A 14,660-nucleotide genomic window follows, 5' to 3' on the forward strand; every position below is an offset into this window, starting at 1 on the left:
GTGCCGATTTCGTCATCGGCGACAGATAAAACCATCAAGCCGCCACCCCTGGGCGCGGGCCACGCTTACCGTCACTCACCTGAACGGACGTGGCCCTCCCATGAAACGCATCACCGTGATCGATTCCCATACCGGCGGCGAACCAACCCGACTGGTCACCGACGGTTTTCCTGAACTGGGCCAGGGCAGCATGGCCGAGCGCAAGCAACGCCTGGCCACCGAGCATGACGCCTGGCGCACCGCCTGCGTGCTTGAACCCCGGGGCAGCGATGTGCTGGTGGGGGCGCTGCTCTGCGAGCCGGTGGACCCGAGCGCCTGTGCCGGCGTGATCTTTTTCAACAACAGCGGCTACCTGGGTATGTGCGGCCACGGCACCATCGGCCTGGTGGCGTCACTGGCCCACCTGGGCAGGATCGGCCCCGGCGTGCACAACATCGAAACCCCGGTGGGCACGGTACAGGCAACCTTGCACGAAGACCGCTCGGTCAGCGTGCGCAACGTGCCGGCCTATCGTTACCGCAAGGCACTGGCCCTGGAAGTGCCCGGCATCGGCCAAGTGGTGGGCGATGTGGCCTGGGGCGGCAACTGGTTTTTCCTGATCGCCGAACATGGCCAGCGCGTGGCCGGCGATAACCTCGACGCATTGACCGCCTACACCTACGCCGTACAGCAAGCCTTGGAGCAGCAGGGTTTTCGCGGCGAGGACGGCGGCCTGATCGACCATATCGAACTGTTTGCCGATGACCCGCAAGCCGACAGCCGCAACTTCGTGCTCTGCCCGGGCAAGGCCTATGACCGCTCCCCTTGCGGCACCGGCACCAGCGCCAAACTGGCGTGCCTGGCGGCCGATGGAAAACTGCAGCCTGGGCAGATCTGGCGCCAGGCCAGTGTCATTGGCAGCGAGTTCGAAGGCTCCTACGAACACTCGGGCGAGCGCATCGTGCCAACCATTCGCGGTCGCGCCTACATCAGTGCCGAAACCACCCTGATCATCGAAGCGGACGACCCGTTCGCCTGGGGCATTCGTCCGTGAGCGAGGGCCATGTCGCCGACGTGATCGTCATCGGCGCGGGCATCATTGGCGCGGCCTGTGCCCAGGCATTGGCCCGGCGCAACGTCAACGTGTTGGTGCTGGACGCCGGTTGGCACGGCGCCACGGCGGCTGGCATGGGGCATCTGCTGGTGCTGGATGACAACCCGGCGGAACTGGCCCTCAGTCAATACTCCCTGCAACGCTGGCGCGAACTGGCACCGGCCCTGCCCGAGGGTTGTGCCTGGCGCAACAACGGCACCTTGTGGCTGGCGGCCAATGCCGAAGAAATGGCCGTGGCCCACAGCAAGTACCTGAACCTGCTGGCCCATGGCGAAGCCTGCGAATTGATCGGCCAAGCCGCTCTGCATCAGCGGGAACCCGAGCTACGCCCAGGGCTGGAAGGCGGGCTGCTGATCAAGGGTGACGGCATCCTCTACGCTCCGGCAGCCGCCCGCTGGATGCTCGACGCGCCTAACATTCGCCAGCAGCGGGCACAGGTCAGCGAAGTCGACGGTCACCGCGTGCGCCTCGGCGACGGTCGCTGGCTGAGCGCCGACGCGGTGGTCCTCGCCAATGGCATCCAGGCCACCGAACTGTGCCCGGAGTTGCCCATCGAACCCAAAAAAGGTCACCTGTTGATCACTGATCGCTACCCCGCCACGGTCACTCACACCCTGGTGGAACTGGGCTACGTCACCAGCGCCCATAACGCCAGCGGGCCGTCGGTGGCGTGCAATATCCAACCACGCCCGACCGGACAATTGTTCATCGGCGCCTCACGGCAGTTCGGCAGCGTCGATCCGCAGGTGGAAGGCTGGATGCTGGCGAAGATGCTCAAGCGCGCCGTCGAATACATGCCAGGGTTGGCGCATCTGAACGGCATCAGGGCCTGGACCGGTTTTCGCGCGGCGAGCCCCGACGGCTTGCCGCTGGTGGGGCAACATCCACAGCACAAGGGGCTGTGGCTGGCGGTCGGTCACGAAGGCCTGGGCGTCACCACGGCACCCGCGACGGCCGACTTGCTGGTGGCGCAGTTGTTCGACGAAACCTCGCCGCTGGCGCCTCAAGCTTACCTGCCGCAGCGTTTCCTTGGAGAGTCGGCCCATGCCTGAGCCTGACGCCCACACCTGTGGCGAGGGAGCTTGCTCCCGCTCGGTTCGTAGGAGCTGCCGAAGGCTGCGATCTTTTGATTTTGATCTTTCGTTTGAGATTCAAGTGTCTGGGGAAAGATCGCAGCCTCGTTGCACTCGACAGCTCCTACAACGCGCCCCAGCGGGAGCAAGCTCCCTCGCCACGGGATGGGCGTTTGGCGCTGATATCCATTTACCCCTGGGGGATTGTTCCTATGCCTGATCTATTTCTCGACGGCCACCCCTTGTCAGTGGCCAACGGCACCAGCGTCGCGGCGGCATTGGCGCTGGGCGCGGACGGTTGCAGCCGCACCTCGGTCAGCGGCCAGCGACGGGCGCCCTTGTGCGGCATGGGCATCTGCCAGGAGTGCCGGGTGTTGATCGATGGCCGTCGCCGCCTGGCCTGCCAGACCTTGTGCCTCGATGGCATGCATGTGCAGACCCGACCATGAACGAAACCACCGACCTGCTGATCATCGGCGCCGGCCCCGCGGGCATGGCCGCTGCCCTCGCCGCGGCAAGCAGCGGTGCACGCATCGTGCTGCTGGACGACAACCCGCTGCCCGGCGGGCAGATCTGGCGCGACGGCCCCCAGGCCAACCTGCCCGCCGCCGCCCGACGCCTGCGCGATCAACTGCACACCTGCGCCAACGTACGCTGCCATGCCGGTACTCGCGTGATCGCCTGCGCGGCGGATAAAACCTTGCTGGTGGAAGATGCCGAGCGCGGCTGGCAGATCAGCTACGAGCGCTTGATCCTCTGCACGGGTGCCCGTGAGCTGCTGCTGCCGTTTCCCGGCTGGACACTGCCCGGCGTGACCGGCGCCGGCGGGTTGCAGGCGTTGATCAAAGGCGGCTTGCCAGTGCGCGGCGAACGGTTGGTCATCGCCGGTAGCGGCCCCTTGCTGCTGGCCAGCGCCGCCACGGCAAAACATCAGGGCGCACAGGTGGTACGCATCGCCGAGCAGGCCCGTCGCGGCGCCGTCGTCGGTTTCGCCGCGCAATTGCCACGCTGGCCGGGGAAGTTTTTCCAATCGTTCAGTCTGTTCGACCGGCACTACCGCACCGACACCCATGTGGTGGAAGCCCTCGGCCGGGACCGGCTGGAGGGCGTGCGCCTGCAACAGCAAGGCAAGACGATTGAATTGGCCTGCGATCGGCTCGCCTGCGGTTTCGGGCTCATTCCCAATACCCAGTTGGGCCAGGCCTTGGGCTGCGCGGTCGAAGACCAGGCGCTGGCGGTGGACGCGTGGCAAGCGACCTCTCGCCGCGAACATTACGCCGCCGGTGAGTGCACCGGTTTCGGCGGCAGCGAACTGGCGCTGGTGGAAGGCGCCATCGCCGGCCATGCCGCCGTCGGCAATAGCACCGCCGCCCAACAGCTGTGGCCCCGTCGCGCACGTTGGCAGGGGTTCGCCCGGGCCTTGAACACGGCCTTCGCCCTCGACCCACGACTCAAGACCCTGGCCACGGCGGACACCCTGGTCTGCCGCTGCGAGGACGTGCCGTATGGCGAACTGGCCGGCCATGCCAACTGGCGCGAAGCGAAACTGGCCAGCCGCTGCGGCATGGGCGCCTGCCAGGGTCGAGTGTGCGGCGCCGCCCTGGAACACCTGTTCGGCTGGACTGCGCCCCTGCCGCGCCCGCCCTTCAGCCCGGCGCGGATCGAGACCTTGCTGAACCTGGCAGAAACCCCGCCCACCTGAGCCGGACTGAGATTCTATTGTGGGAGCGGGCTTGCTCGCGAAAGCGGTGGCTCAGCTTGCAACGATTTTGAATGTGCCAACGCCTTCGCGAGCAAGCCCGCTCCCACAGTAGACCGAGTCGGTTTCAGACCTTCCTGCCTCAATGGCTTTGGCTCTATGATCTCTGCGTCCTCTCAGAATCCAGACCATGTACCCCTCGCTCACCGCCCTAGCCCCTTGCGACCTCGACACCCTGTTGCGCAGCCTGCAGCCCATCGCCCCGCTGCTGGACACCCTCGCCGACGTGGTGTTTTTCATCAAGGACCGGCAGGCCCGCTACGCCTTCGTCAACCAGACCCTGGCCCGGCGTTGTGGCTTCAAACACCGCGGCGACCTGCTCGGCCTCACCGCCGACCAGGTGTTCCCCGAACGCTTCGGCCCGCTGTACACCGAACAGGATCGCCGGGTGCTGGCCAGCGGGCGGGAGTTGGCCGACCAGCTCGAACTGCATTTGTATTACGGCAACCAGCCCGTATGGTGCCTGACCCACAAGCTCGCCCTGCACGATCCGGAGGGCCGGATCGTCGGCCTGGCCGGCATTTCCCGCGACCTGCAACTGCCGCAATCAAGCCACCCGGCGTTTCACAAGCTGGCGGCGGTGGACGCCCATATCAAACAGCACTTCGCCCGCCCCATCAGCCTTGCCGAGCTGACCGCCATCGCCGAATTGTCGGTGGCGCAACTGGAACGGCACTGCAAGCGCATCTTCCAACTCACACCACGGCAGATGATTCACAAGGCCAGGCTGGAGGAAGCCTCGCGGCTATTGCTCGACCAGGACCTGCCGATCACCGAGATCGCCCTGCGCTGCGGTTACACCGATCACAGCGCCTTCAGTCGCCAGTTCCGCGCCCTGACCAGCCTGTCGCCCAGCCAATATCGCGAGAATCAGCGCTGATCCATGTTCCCTGATGGGGCGTCGGATCCCGTGGCTGCTCCCATCTGTAACACCACAGGCCAACGTAGCACCCTGCCCTCATACGCCACCGCCCACCTGGAAAGCCTCTAAGTCAGTCCTCCCACACAATTACTGCGACTCAACCAGAAACAGGCATGCCGATTGCTTATCTAATATCGTATACGAAATCCTCAATACGATATCTCACCGCATTTATTCGACAGCGAGGCATTTATGAAAAACCCTGCATTGGCCGTAGCCCTCAGCGTTGTCCTCACCCCGCTTTTCATCGCCCCGGCCCACGCCGACAAACTCGACGACATCATCGGTTCCGGCAAACTGCGCTGCGCCGTGACCCTGGACTTCCCGCCCATGGGCTTTCGCGACGAAAACAACAAACCGGCGGGATTCGACGTGGACTATTGCCAAGACCTGGCGAAGGTCCTCGGCGTAGACGCCGAAGTGGTGGAAACTCCGTTCTCCGACCGAATCCCCGCGCTGCTGTCCGGTCGTGCCGACGTCATCGTCGCCTCTACGTCGGACACCTTGGAGCGAGCCAAGACCGTCGGCCTGACCGTGCCCTACTTCGCCTTCCAGATGGTGGTGCTGACCCGCGACAACACCGGCATCAACAGCTACGCCGACCTCAAGGGCAAGGCCTTGGGCAACACCAGTAGCACCTACGAAGCCATCGCCCTGGAGAAGGACCAGAAGAGCTGGGGCAGCGGCAGCTTCCGCGCCTACCAGTCGCAGAACGACACCCTGCTGGCCGTCGCCCAGGGGCACATCGATGCCACCGTGGTGACCAACACCGTGGCCGCCGCGACCATCAAGTCGGGCAAGTACAAGGGCCTGAAGATCGCCGGTGACGCGCCCTACGTCATCGACTACGTGTCCCTCGGCGCCAAGCGCAGCGAGTACGGCCTGCTCAACTACCTCAACCTGTTCGTCAACCAGCAGGTGCGCACCGGCCGCTACAAGGAGTTGTTCGTCAAATGGGTCGGCACCGACATCCCGCCGGCCAACCTGACCGTTCCCCAGGTCTACTACTGAGGATCGGCGCATGCCAAGCACGCCTGTCCGTGTGAAAGGCCGCAGCCTGGTGGAGGGTGCCGCCCAGGGCGCCCTGCTGTTCGCCGAGGTGGGGCTGAGTTTCTGGGGTGGAGTCGATCCAGCCAGTGGCGAGGTCATCGACCGGCACCATCCCTTGAGTGGCCAACGCCTGGCCGGGCGCGTATTGGCGATTCCCAGCGGACGCGGCTCCTGTACCGGCAGCAGCGTCTTGATGGAGCTGATCAGCAACGGCCACGCCCCCGCAGCCCTGGTGCTGGCCGAAGCCGATGAAATCCTGACCCTGGGCGTACTGGTGGCGCAGGTGATTTTCCAGCGTTCGCTGCCGGTGTTGTGCGTAGGACACGAGGCCTTCAATGGGCTGCGCGGCCAGGGTTTTGTCCGTCTGGAAGGCGATGTCCTGACATTGTCTGGCCGGCCCCTGGACGACGGCTGGCAAGGTTCGTACGCGGCGTCGCAGCCGCCCACGTTCTCAACCCTGGAACTGACCGGACAAGACCGGGCATTGCTCGACGGCAGCCATGGCAAGGCCGCCCAAGTGGCGATGCACATCGTGCTGCGCATGGCCGAGATCCAGGGCGCCACGCAATTGCTGGATGTGACCCAGGCCCACATCGACGGCTGCATCTACACCGGTCCCGCCAGCCTGCGCTTTGCCGAGCAACTGGTGCAATGGGGCGCGAAAGTTCGCGTGCCCACCACCCTCAATTCCATCTCCGTGGACCAGCGTCGCTGGCGCGAGCTGGGTGTCGACCCGGCGCTGGGCGAGCCGGCCAGTGCCTTGGGCGACGCCTACATGGCCATGGGCGCCCAGCTGAGTTTCACCTGTGCACCCTACCTGCTGGACACCGCGCCAAAAGCCGGCGAGCAAATCGTCTGGGCCGAATCCAATGCGGTGGTCTATGCCAACAGCGTGTTGGGCGCGCGCACGCAAAAGTACCCGGACTTCCTCGACATCTGCATCGCCCTGTGCGGGCGGGCACCATTGACCGGCTGCCATCTCGACGACCCGCGCAAGGCCCGACTGATCGTCGACGTGCCGGCGCTGGGCAAGGTCGATGACAGTTTCTATCCGCTGCTGGGTTACCACATCGGTAGTCTGGCCGGCCGGCGTATTCCGCTGATACGCGGCCTGGAACACGCCGCACCGAGCCTGGACGACCTCAAGGCCTTCGGCGCCGCGTTCGCCACCACCAGCGCCGCGCCGCTGTTCCACATCGCCGGGGTGACACCGGAAGCCCTCGACCCGGCCGATGTCCTGGAGCGCGACGTCGCGTTGCCACAGGAAAGCGTCGATGCCACGGGCCTGCTTGCCAGTTGGCGCGAACTCAACAGCGCCCGAGATAACTGGGTGGACGTGGTGTCCCTGGGCAATCCGCATTTCTCCCTCAGCGAATTCGCCGCCCTCGCGACCTTGTGCGCGGGCCGGGTCAAGCATCCCTATGTGGTGCTGGCAATCACCTGCGGTCGGGCGGTGCTGGAGCAGGCCCGCAAAGCCGGGTATCTGACCGCCATCGAGGCCTTCGGCGCGGTGCTGATGACCGACACCTGTTGGTGCATGTTGGGTGAGCCGGTGATCCCGCCCCGCGCCACCACGCTGATGACCAACTCCGGTAAATACGCCCACTACGCACCCGGCCTGGTCGGTCGCGGGGTGCACTTTGCCGCCCTCGCCGATTGCGTCGAGGCCGCGTGCACCGCCGCCACTCGCGGCCAGCCGCCAACATGGCTGCAACCCACCCGCACCGGGAGCCCGTCCCATGTTTGACTACAGCTTCCAATGGCGCCCGGCCTTGCGCGCCCTGCCCGACATGCTCGCCGGGGCCTGGGTGACCTTCGAGACCGCCGCGCTGTCGATGATTTTCGGCGTGCTGATCGCCCTGGTGCTGACGGTGATGCGCCAAGCCCCGAATCGCTTGCTGCGGGGCGTGGGCAACGGCTGGGTGTCCATCGCCCGCAACACGCCCTCGCTGTTCCAGATCTACATCCTCTACTTCGGCCTCGGCTCCCTCGGGCTGCACGTCAGTTCCTGGCTGGCCTTGTTGGCCGGGATCACCTTCAACAACGCCGGCTACCTGGCGGAAAACTTTCGCGGCGGCCTCAAGGCCGTGCCCGGTACGCAAATGCGCGCCGCCCGTTCGTTGGGGATGAGTGCCTTCCAGGCCTACCGGATGATCATCGTCCCGCAACTGTTGCGCATCGTCTTCTACCCGCTGACCAACCAGATGGTCTGGGCGGTGCTGATGACGTCCCTGGGGGTGGTGGTCGGCCTGAACAACGACCTCACCGGCGTCACCCAGGAATACAACGTCAAGACCTTCCGCACCTTCGAATACTTCGCCCTCGCGGCGGTGCTGTATTACCTGATCGCCAAGCTGATCGTCGGGTTGGCCCGGCTGTTGTCCTGGCGGCTGTTTCGTTACTGAGGAGGGTGGGTCATGTTTTCTACAAGCCTCAGCGTCAACGACCTGCTGTATTTGCTCGAGGGGGCCTGGGTCACGCTGCAACTGACCGTGTGGTCGATCCTGCTGGGCACCTTCGCCGGGTTGCTGTTCGGCCTGTTGCGGGCGCTGCTGCCGCGGGCCAGCCTGCCACTGGCCTGGCTGCTGGACGTGTTTCGCAGTGTGCCGCTACTGATCCAGTTCGTGCTGTTCAACTCCCTCAAAAGCATCGCCGGCCTGAACCTCAGCGCCTTTGCCGTCGGCTGCATCGTCCTCGGGATCTACGCCGCGGCGTACTTCACCGAGATCGTCCGCGGTGGCGTGCTGGCGGTGCCGTTGAGCACCCGCCGGGCCAGCCGGTCGCTGGGCCTGAGCTATGTGCAGGACCTGCGCTTCATCGTCCTGCCGATTGCCACGCGGGTGGCCTTTCCCGGCTGGCTGAACCTGGTGCTGGGCGTGATGAAGGACACCGCGCTGGTGATGTGGATCGGCATCGTCGAATTGCTGCGGGCGTCGCAAACCATCGTCACGCGCATTCAGGAACCCCTGCTGGTGCTGTGCATCGCGGGCCTCATTTACTACGTCATGAGCCTGGTGGTCGCCCGCCTCGGCGCACGCCTGGAAAGAAGGTGGCAGGAAAATGATTGAGATCGAAAACGTACACAAATCCTTCGGTGACCTGGAAGTGGTCAAGGGTGTGAGCCTGACGGTGGACAAGGGCGAAGTGGTGTCCATCATCGGCGGTTCCGGCTCTGGCAAGTCGACCCTGCTGATGTGCATCAACGGCCTGGAGCCGATCCAGAAAGGCAGCATCCGCGTGGACGGCATCGAGGTTCATGACCGGGCCACTGATCTCAATCACTTGCGGCAGAAGATCGGCATCGTCTTCCAGCAATGGAATGCCTTTCCCCATCTGACCGTGCTGGAAAACGTGATGCTGGCGCCGCGCAAGGTGCTCGGTAAGAGCCGGCAGGACGCCGAGGCCCTGGCGGTGAAGCAGCTTGAACATGTGGGTCTGGGGGACAAGCTCAAGGCCTTCCCCGGCAAGCTTTCCGGCGGCCAGCAACAGCGCATGGCCATTGCCCGGGCCCTGGCGATGTCGCCGGACTACATGCTCTTCGACGAAGCCACCTCGGCCCTTGACCCGCAACTGGTGGGCGAAGTGCTGGACACCATGCGCATGCTCGCCGAAGACGGCATGACCATGGTGCTGGTGACCCACGAGATCCGCTTCGCCCGGGACGTGTCCGACCGCGTGGCGTTCTTTTGCAACGGTCGGGTCCATGAAATCGGCCCGCCGGACCAGGTGATCGGCAACCCGATTCAGCCGGAGACGGCGGCGTTTCTCAAGTCGGTGAAATAGCGGATGGCCCTATCGCGAGCAAGCTCGCTCCCACAGGGGAACGCATTTCAATGTGGGAGCGAGCTTGCTCGCGATGAGGCCCGACCAGACAACCCAAGGATTTGACTCATGCGCTCATCCAAAATCATCCATGTAGTCAGTTGCCACGCCGAAGGCGAAGTCGGCGATGTGATCGTCGGCGGTGTCGCGCCACCACCCGGTGCCACGGTGTGGGAGCAGTCACGCTGGATCGCCCAGGACCAGACCCTGCGCAACTTCGTCCTCAACGAACCCCGCGGCGGTGTGTTCCGTCACGTCAACCTGCTGGTGCCGGCCAAGGACCCACGGGCGCAAATGGCCTGGATCATCATGGAACCGGCCGACACTCCGCCGATGTCCGGCTCCAACTCGCTGTGCGTCGCCACCGTGTTGCTGGACAGCGGCATCCTGCCGATGACCGAGCCCCAGACCCGCCTGGTGCTGGAAGCGCCGGGCGGCCTGATCGAGGCGGTGGCCGACTGCCGCGACGGCAAGGTGCAACGGGTCGAGATCAAGAACGTGCCCTCCTTCGCCGACCGCCTCGATGCCTGGATCGAAGTCGAAGGCCTGGGCTCCCTGCAGGTGGACACCGCCTACGGCGGCGACAGCTTTGTCATCGTCGACGCCCAACGCCTGGGTTTTGCCATTCGCCCCGATGAAGCCGCCGAGCTGGTGACCGTGGGCTTGAAGATCACCCGCGCCGCCAACGAACAACTGGGCTTCGTGCACCCGTTGAATCCTGATTGGTCGCACATCTCGTTCTGCCAGATCGCCGCGCCCATCGTCCAGGAGAATGGGATCGCCACTGGCGCCAACGCCGTGGTGATCCAGCCCGGCAAGATCGACCGCTCCCCCACCGGCACCGGCTGCTCGGCACGCATGGCGGTGCTGCACGCCAAGGGTTTGATGCAGGTGGGCGAGCGGTTTATCGGCCGCTCGATCATCGGCTCCGAATTCCACTGCCGCATCGACTCACTGACTGATGTGGCTACACGCCCGGCGATTTACCCATGCATCGCCGGACGGGCGTGGATCACCGGGACCCATCAGCTGTTGCTCGACCCGGCCGATCCGTGGCCGCAGGGCTATCGGCTTTCCGACACTTGGCCTGGCGCATGAATTTTGCACATCCCCTGTGGCGAGGGAGCTTGCTCCCGCTGGGTCGCGAAGCGGCCCTCTGGATTTGCCTGACACACCGAGTTGCCAGGTCGTTATTGGGGCCGCTTCGCAGCCCAGCGGGAGCAAGCTCCCTCGCCACAAAAGCTCTGTATTCGACTCAACTTTATTTGCGTATACGAAATACCATTAACCACCGGAGACAACCATGAGCAAACGCATCAACTGGAGCGGCGTGTTCCCTGCCGTCACCACTCAATTCAACGATGACTTTTCCATCAACCTGGAAAAAACCCACCAAGTGATTTCCAACGTCATTCGGGACGGTGTTTCCGGCCTGGTGGTCTGTGGCTCGGTGGGGGAAAACACGTCCCTGAGCGCCGAGGAAAAAATCGCCGTGACCGAAGTCGCGGTGGACGCCTCCCGTGGCCGCGTGCCAGTGATTTGCGGCGTGGCCGAGTTCACCAGCGTGCAGGCCGCCAAGGTCGCCAACGCAGTGCGTAAGGTGGGCGTCGACGGGGTGATGCTGATGCCGGCGCTGGTCTACGGCTCCAAACCCTTCGAGACCGCCGAGCATTTCCGCTACGTGGCCCGCCACGCCGATGTGCCGCTGATGGTCTACAACAACCCGCCGATCTACAAGAATGACGTGACGCCGGACATCCTGATTTCCCTGGCCGATTGCGACAACGTGGTGTGTTTCAAGGACTCCTCCGGCGACACCCGGCGCTTCATCGACGTGCGCAATGAAGTCGGCGATCGCTTTGTGTTGTTCGCCGGCCTCGATGACGTGGTACTGGAAAGCCTTGCCGTGGGCGCCGAAGGTTGGGTCTCGGGCATGTCCAACGTGTTCCCGAAGGAAGGCGAGACCATTTTCCGCCTGGCCCGCGCCGGACGGTTCGCCGAAGCGATGCCGATCTACGAATGGTTGATGCCGATCCTGCACCTGGACGCCCGCGCCGATCTGGTGCAATGCATCAAGCTGTGCGAAGCCATCGCCGGCCGCGGCAGCGCCCTCACCCGCCCACCGCGCCTGGCCTTGCCAGAGGAAGACCGAGTGTATGTGGAGCAGATCATGGCCAAGGCCATGGCCAATCGGCCGGCGTTGCCGGATGTGGGGCTTTAGGACCTCGCCCTAGAAATATGAAGGCCTGTGTGGGAGCGGGCTTGCTCGCGATAGCGGTCTGCCTGAAGCGACTATGCTGAATGTGCCGCCTTCATCGCGAGCAAGCTCGCTCCCACACTGTCGGTGGCGAACACAACAGGGAGACCGCCCATGAACTATTTCCTGGCCCAGGCCCTGAACAACCGATGGGCCAACCACAGGCTGCTCGGCGCCTGCGCGCAGTTGAGCGAGGCTGACTACGCCGCGCCGCGCACGGGGTTCTTCCCGTCCATCCAAGCCACGCTTTGCCACATCCTGGAAGTGGACCGCTATTACCTCACCGCCCTGGAAGGTGACCGGGACGGCCAGATAAAAGATTTCTCCGAGATCCTGCCCTTTGCCCAGCTCATGCAGAGCCAGGCTCAAACCGACCAGCGGCTTGTGGCCTTCTGCGAATCACTGCGAGAAAAAGACCTCGCCCGCTGCGTCGACCTGGTGCGTGCCGACGGGGTGGTGCTCGAACGAATCGACCGACTGCTGTTGCACCTGTTCGAACATCAGATCCATCATCGTGGGCAGGTCCACACCATGCTCAGCGCCACCCAGGTCAAGCTGCCACAACTCGATGAGTTCTTTCTCGATTGCGACCGCCCCTTGCGCAAGGACGAGGAACAGCGGCTTCAACTCGATGAACGGCGGGTCTGGCGCAATTACGTGTCTGGTTGAACCGCCCCCCCAAAAGGAGACCTTGCCATGAACGTTATCCTTCGTTGCATCGGTTTGGCGTCGATGCTGATGGCCACGGCAGCACTCGCTCACCACGGTTGGAGCGAATACGACGCCAGCACCCCATTGGAACTCGACGGCACCATCAAGGAAGCCGGTTACTCCCATCCCCATGGCTACGTGCGCCTGCAAACCACCGACAAAACCTGGACCGTCGTGCTGGCCCCGCCGTCACGCATGGAGAATCGGGGACTGACCAAAGACATGCTCAAAGCGGGTAACCGGGCCACCGTGGTCGGCTATGCAAACCGCAACAAGCCCGACGAATTGCGCGCCGAACGCTTCACCATCGACGACAAGACCACCGAGTTGCGCTGATGCAGGCCTCCCAGACTGGCGCGACCCAAGGCTGGATGGACCAGCTGGGGGATTCATCCCTGGCGGTGGCCATGCGCAGCGAGCTGTGGCTCTACCCGCTGGTGGAAGTCGTGCACATCATTGGCTTTTCGGTGCTGGTGGGCGCGGTGGTGATGTTCGACCTGCGCATCCTGGGGCTGTCCAAGGGCATCGCCGTGACCGCCCTGGCCCGTCATCTGCTGACCTGGGCCGTTGCGGCCCTGCTGCTGATCGTACCTGCCGGGCTGATGATGTTCAGCGCTCACCCCCATGACTTTGCCGGCAACGACGTCTTCGCCCTCAAGCTCTGTCTGATTGCGGCGGCGGGCCTCAACGCCCTTGTATTCCACGTTGGAACCTACCGCAGCGTCCAGCAATGGAACACCCACCACAAGGCACCTGGCCTGGCCAGAACCCAGGCGCTGGTGTCCATGGCGCTATGGATCGCGGTGATCTGCTGCGGCCGCCTGCTGGCTTATACCTGAAAAAAAGGCGACGACCGCTGCCGGCCATCGCCAAATCGCCCACCCGGGCGCTCTCAGATCCGTGCGGGGGACACGATGATCTTCACGTTGTGCTCCTTGTTGTTCACCAGTTCCTCGAAGCCCTGCCCGACGATCTCCTCCAACTGGATGCGCCCGGTCACCAGCGGCGAGATGTCCAGGCGTCCGTCGGCGATGAAGGCAATCACATCGGCGAACTCACCGTTGTAAGCCAGCGCGCCAAGCACTTGCTTCTCGGTGGAGACCAGTTCAAAGAAGTTGAACTCGCTCGGCTCCTCGAAAATGCCCACCAACACGCATTTGCCGGCCTTGCGGATCAGGTCGATGGCAAACTTGGCAGTGTGCTTGTTGCCAATGCATTCGAAACTGACATCGGCCCCCAGGCCCGCGGTCAGGCGGCGGACTTCGGCCAGGGCGTCGCACTCGTTCGGATCGATCACATGGCTGGCGCCGACTTCCAAGGCCTTGGCCTTGCGGGCTCCAGACATTTCCAGGGCAATCACCTGGGCCGCACCGGCCGCCCTGGCGCACATGATGGTGCACAGGCCGATGGTCCCGGCGCCGACCACCACCACGTTCTGACCCAACAGGCTGCCGGCCTTTTTCACCGCATGCATGCCCACCGCCAGCGGCTCGATCAACGCACCGGCCTCGGTCGGAAAGTCGGCAGGCAGTTTGTAGAGCAGGTTCGCCGGTACGTTGACCAGCTCCGCGAACGCGCCGTTGTTCATCAGCCCGGTGAAGGCCAGGTTCTCGCAGATGTTGTAGAGCCCGTGGGTGCAGTAATAGCAAGTGCCGCAGTGCTGACAGGCATCGGCCGCCACCGGTTCACCGACACTGAAACCCTCGACGCCGGCACCCAGTTCGACGATTTCGCCGCAGAACTCATGGCCGAGGATGCATTGGCCCTTGATCCCGGTCAGCGGGTGCGGCGCGTCCACCGGGATGAACACCGGCCCGGCCACGTATTCATGCAGGTCCGAGCCGCAGATGCCGCACCATTGCACGCGGATCTGCACCCAACCGGCCGGCGGCGAAACCGGCAGTGGCACGTCTTCGACGCGAATGTCGTTGCGGCCATGCCAGACGGCGGCGCGCATGCTGCGGGTCGGCTTG

General features: G+C 64.3%; 16 protein-coding genes. 15 read left to right on the forward strand and 1 reads right to left on the reverse strand.

From position 1 onward, the window contains the following. The first annotated feature begins 100 nt into the window (after positions 1-100). From IB266_RS12000 to IB266_RS12070, 15 genes are all read left to right on the forward strand, one after another. Positions 101-1,033: a 4-hydroxyproline epimerase gene (locus tag IB266_RS12000; protein WP_192261307.1), complete on the forward strand. Its 933-nt coding sequence runs from the start codon at positions 101-103 to the stop codon at positions 1,031-1,033. Continuing rightward, positions 1,030-2,145: an NAD(P)/FAD-dependent oxidoreductase gene (locus IB266_RS12005; RefSeq protein ID WP_192261308.1), complete on the forward strand. Its 1,116-nt coding sequence runs from the start codon at positions 1,030-1,032 to the stop codon at positions 2,143-2,145. Before IB266_RS12000 ends, IB266_RS12005 begins: the two co-directional genes overlap by 4 nt. Before the next feature lie 233 nt (positions 2,146-2,378). After that, positions 2,379-2,615: a 2Fe-2S iron-sulfur cluster-binding protein gene (locus tag IB266_RS12010; protein ID WP_060742051.1), complete on the forward strand. Its 237-nt coding sequence runs from the start codon at positions 2,379-2,381 to the stop codon at positions 2,613-2,615. Then, positions 2,612-3,868, forward strand: coding sequence for an FAD/NAD(P)-binding oxidoreductase (locus tag IB266_RS12015; RefSeq protein WP_192261309.1), 1,257 nt, complete (start codon positions 2,612-2,614; stop codon positions 3,866-3,868). The genes IB266_RS12010 and IB266_RS12015 overlap by 4 nt, the downstream gene beginning before the upstream one ends. Before the next feature lie 187 nt (positions 3,869-4,055). Continuing rightward, the gene (locus IB266_RS12020) at positions 4,056-4,805 is read left to right on the forward strand and encodes an AraC family transcriptional regulator (RefSeq protein WP_192261310.1); all 750 of its coding nucleotides are present in this window, start codon (positions 4,056-4,058) and stop codon (positions 4,803-4,805) included. A gap of 234 nt (positions 4,806-5,039) precedes the next feature. Continuing rightward, positions 5,040-5,858 carry a transporter substrate-binding domain-containing protein gene (locus IB266_RS12025; protein WP_192261311.1) on the forward strand — a complete coding sequence of 273 codons (819 nt, stop codon included), beginning with the start codon at positions 5,040-5,042 and terminating at the stop codon, positions 5,856-5,858. Between the two features lie 10 nt (positions 5,859-5,868). Next, positions 5,869-7,644, forward strand: coding sequence for an aconitase X (locus IB266_RS12030; protein WP_192261312.1), 1,776 nt, complete (start codon positions 5,869-5,871; stop codon positions 7,642-7,644). Then, positions 7,637-8,302, forward strand: coding sequence for an amino acid ABC transporter permease (locus IB266_RS12035; protein ID WP_060742046.1), 666 nt, complete (start codon positions 7,637-7,639; stop codon positions 8,300-8,302). The genes IB266_RS12030 and IB266_RS12035 overlap by 8 nt, the downstream gene beginning before the upstream one ends. Before the next feature lie 12 nt (positions 8,303-8,314). After that, on the forward strand, positions 8,315-8,965 hold the full coding sequence (locus IB266_RS12040; RefSeq protein ID WP_060742045.1) for an amino acid ABC transporter permease: 651 nt from the start codon (positions 8,315-8,317) through the stop codon (positions 8,963-8,965). Then, a complete protein-coding gene (locus IB266_RS12045) occupies positions 8,958-9,680 on the forward strand; it encodes an amino acid ABC transporter ATP-binding protein (protein ID WP_192261313.1) in 723 nt (240 codons plus the stop codon). The genes IB266_RS12040 and IB266_RS12045 overlap by 8 nt, the downstream gene beginning before the upstream one ends. A gap of 108 nt (positions 9,681-9,788) precedes the next feature. Beyond that, complete coding sequence (locus IB266_RS12050) at positions 9,789-10,817, forward strand: trans-3-hydroxy-L-proline dehydratase (RefSeq protein WP_192261314.1); 1,029 nt, start codon at positions 9,789-9,791, stop codon at positions 10,815-10,817. Positions 10,818-11,022: 205 nt separating this feature from the next. Next, positions 11,023-11,940, forward strand: coding sequence for a dihydrodipicolinate synthase family protein (locus tag IB266_RS12055; RefSeq protein WP_025213515.1), 918 nt, complete (start codon positions 11,023-11,025; stop codon positions 11,938-11,940). A 150-nt stretch (positions 11,941-12,090) separates the two neighbouring features. Then, entirely contained in the window at positions 12,091-12,645 is a 555-nt protein-coding gene (locus IB266_RS12060) for a DinB family protein (RefSeq protein ID WP_192261315.1), read from the forward strand. Positions 12,646-12,672: 27 nt separating this feature from the next. Continuing rightward, positions 12,673-13,023, forward strand: coding sequence for a DUF6152 family protein (locus IB266_RS12065; RefSeq protein WP_192261316.1), 351 nt, complete (start codon positions 12,673-12,675; stop codon positions 13,021-13,023). Continuing rightward, positions 13,023-13,526, forward strand: coding sequence for a DUF6644 family protein (locus IB266_RS12070; protein ID WP_225613507.1), 504 nt, complete (start codon positions 13,023-13,025; stop codon positions 13,524-13,526). The genes IB266_RS12065 and IB266_RS12070 overlap by 1 nt, the downstream gene beginning before the upstream one ends. A 53-nt stretch (positions 13,527-13,579) precedes the next feature. Here the strand turns inward: IB266_RS12070 and IB266_RS12075 are convergent, their stop codons facing one another. Then, entirely contained in the window at positions 13,580-14,644 is a 1,065-nt protein-coding gene (locus tag IB266_RS12075) for a 2,3-butanediol dehydrogenase (protein WP_225613516.1), read from the reverse strand. Between the last annotated feature and the right edge of the window lie 16 nt (positions 14,645-14,660).

It is taken from the genome of Pseudomonas sp. Pdm06 (assembly GCF_014851795.1).
GTDB classification, from domain to species: Bacteria; Pseudomonadota; Gammaproteobacteria; order Pseudomonadales; family Pseudomonadaceae; genus Aquipseudomonas; species Aquipseudomonas fluorescens_AA.

What these genes read in the sequence shown, in the direction of transcription:
- IB266_RS12055 (WP_025213515.1), top strand. Translation starts at nt 11,023, where the DNA reads ATGAGCAAACGCATCAACTGGAGCGGCGTGTTCCCTGCCGTCACCACT.
- IB266_RS12000 (WP_192261307.1), top strand. Translation starts at nt 101, where the DNA reads ATGAAACGCATCACCGTGATCGATTCCCATACCGGCGGCGAACCAACC.
- IB266_RS12025 (WP_192261311.1), top strand. Translation starts at nt 5,040, where the DNA reads ATGAAAAACCCTGCATTGGCCGTAGCCCTCAGCGTTGTCCTCACCCCG.
- IB266_RS12020 (WP_192261310.1), top strand. Translation starts at nt 4,056, where the DNA reads ATGTACCCCTCGCTCACCGCCCTAGCCCCTTGCGACCTCGACACCCTG.
- IB266_RS12040 (WP_060742045.1), top strand. Translation starts at nt 8,315, where the DNA reads ATGTTTTCTACAAGCCTCAGCGTCAACGACCTGCTGTATTTGCTCGAG.
- IB266_RS12010 (WP_060742051.1), top strand. Translation starts at nt 2,379, where the DNA reads ATGCCTGATCTATTTCTCGACGGCCACCCCTTGTCAGTGGCCAACGGC.
- IB266_RS12045 (WP_192261313.1), top strand. Translation starts at nt 8,958, where the DNA reads ATGATTGAGATCGAAAACGTACACAAATCCTTCGGTGACCTGGAAGTG.
- IB266_RS12015 (WP_192261309.1), top strand. Translation starts at nt 2,612, where the DNA reads ATGAACGAAACCACCGACCTGCTGATCATCGGCGCCGGCCCCGCGGGC.
- IB266_RS12035 (WP_060742046.1), top strand. Translation starts at nt 7,637, where the DNA reads ATGTTTGACTACAGCTTCCAATGGCGCCCGGCCTTGCGCGCCCTGCCC.
- IB266_RS12075 (WP_225613516.1), bottom strand. Translation starts at nt 14,644, where the DNA reads ATGCGCGCCGCCGTCTGGCATGGCCGCAACGACATTCGCGTCGAAGAC.
- IB266_RS12060 (WP_192261315.1), top strand. Translation starts at nt 12,091, where the DNA reads ATGAACTATTTCCTGGCCCAGGCCCTGAACAACCGATGGGCCAACCAC.
- IB266_RS12070 (WP_225613507.1), top strand. Translation starts at nt 13,023, where the DNA reads ATGCAGGCCTCCCAGACTGGCGCGACCCAAGGCTGGATGGACCAGCTG.
- IB266_RS12065 (WP_192261316.1), top strand. Translation starts at nt 12,673, where the DNA reads ATGAACGTTATCCTTCGTTGCATCGGTTTGGCGTCGATGCTGATGGCC.
- IB266_RS12050 (WP_192261314.1), top strand. Translation starts at nt 9,789, where the DNA reads ATGCGCTCATCCAAAATCATCCATGTAGTCAGTTGCCACGCCGAAGGC.
- IB266_RS12030 (WP_192261312.1), top strand. Translation starts at nt 5,869, where the DNA reads ATGCCAAGCACGCCTGTCCGTGTGAAAGGCCGCAGCCTGGTGGAGGGT.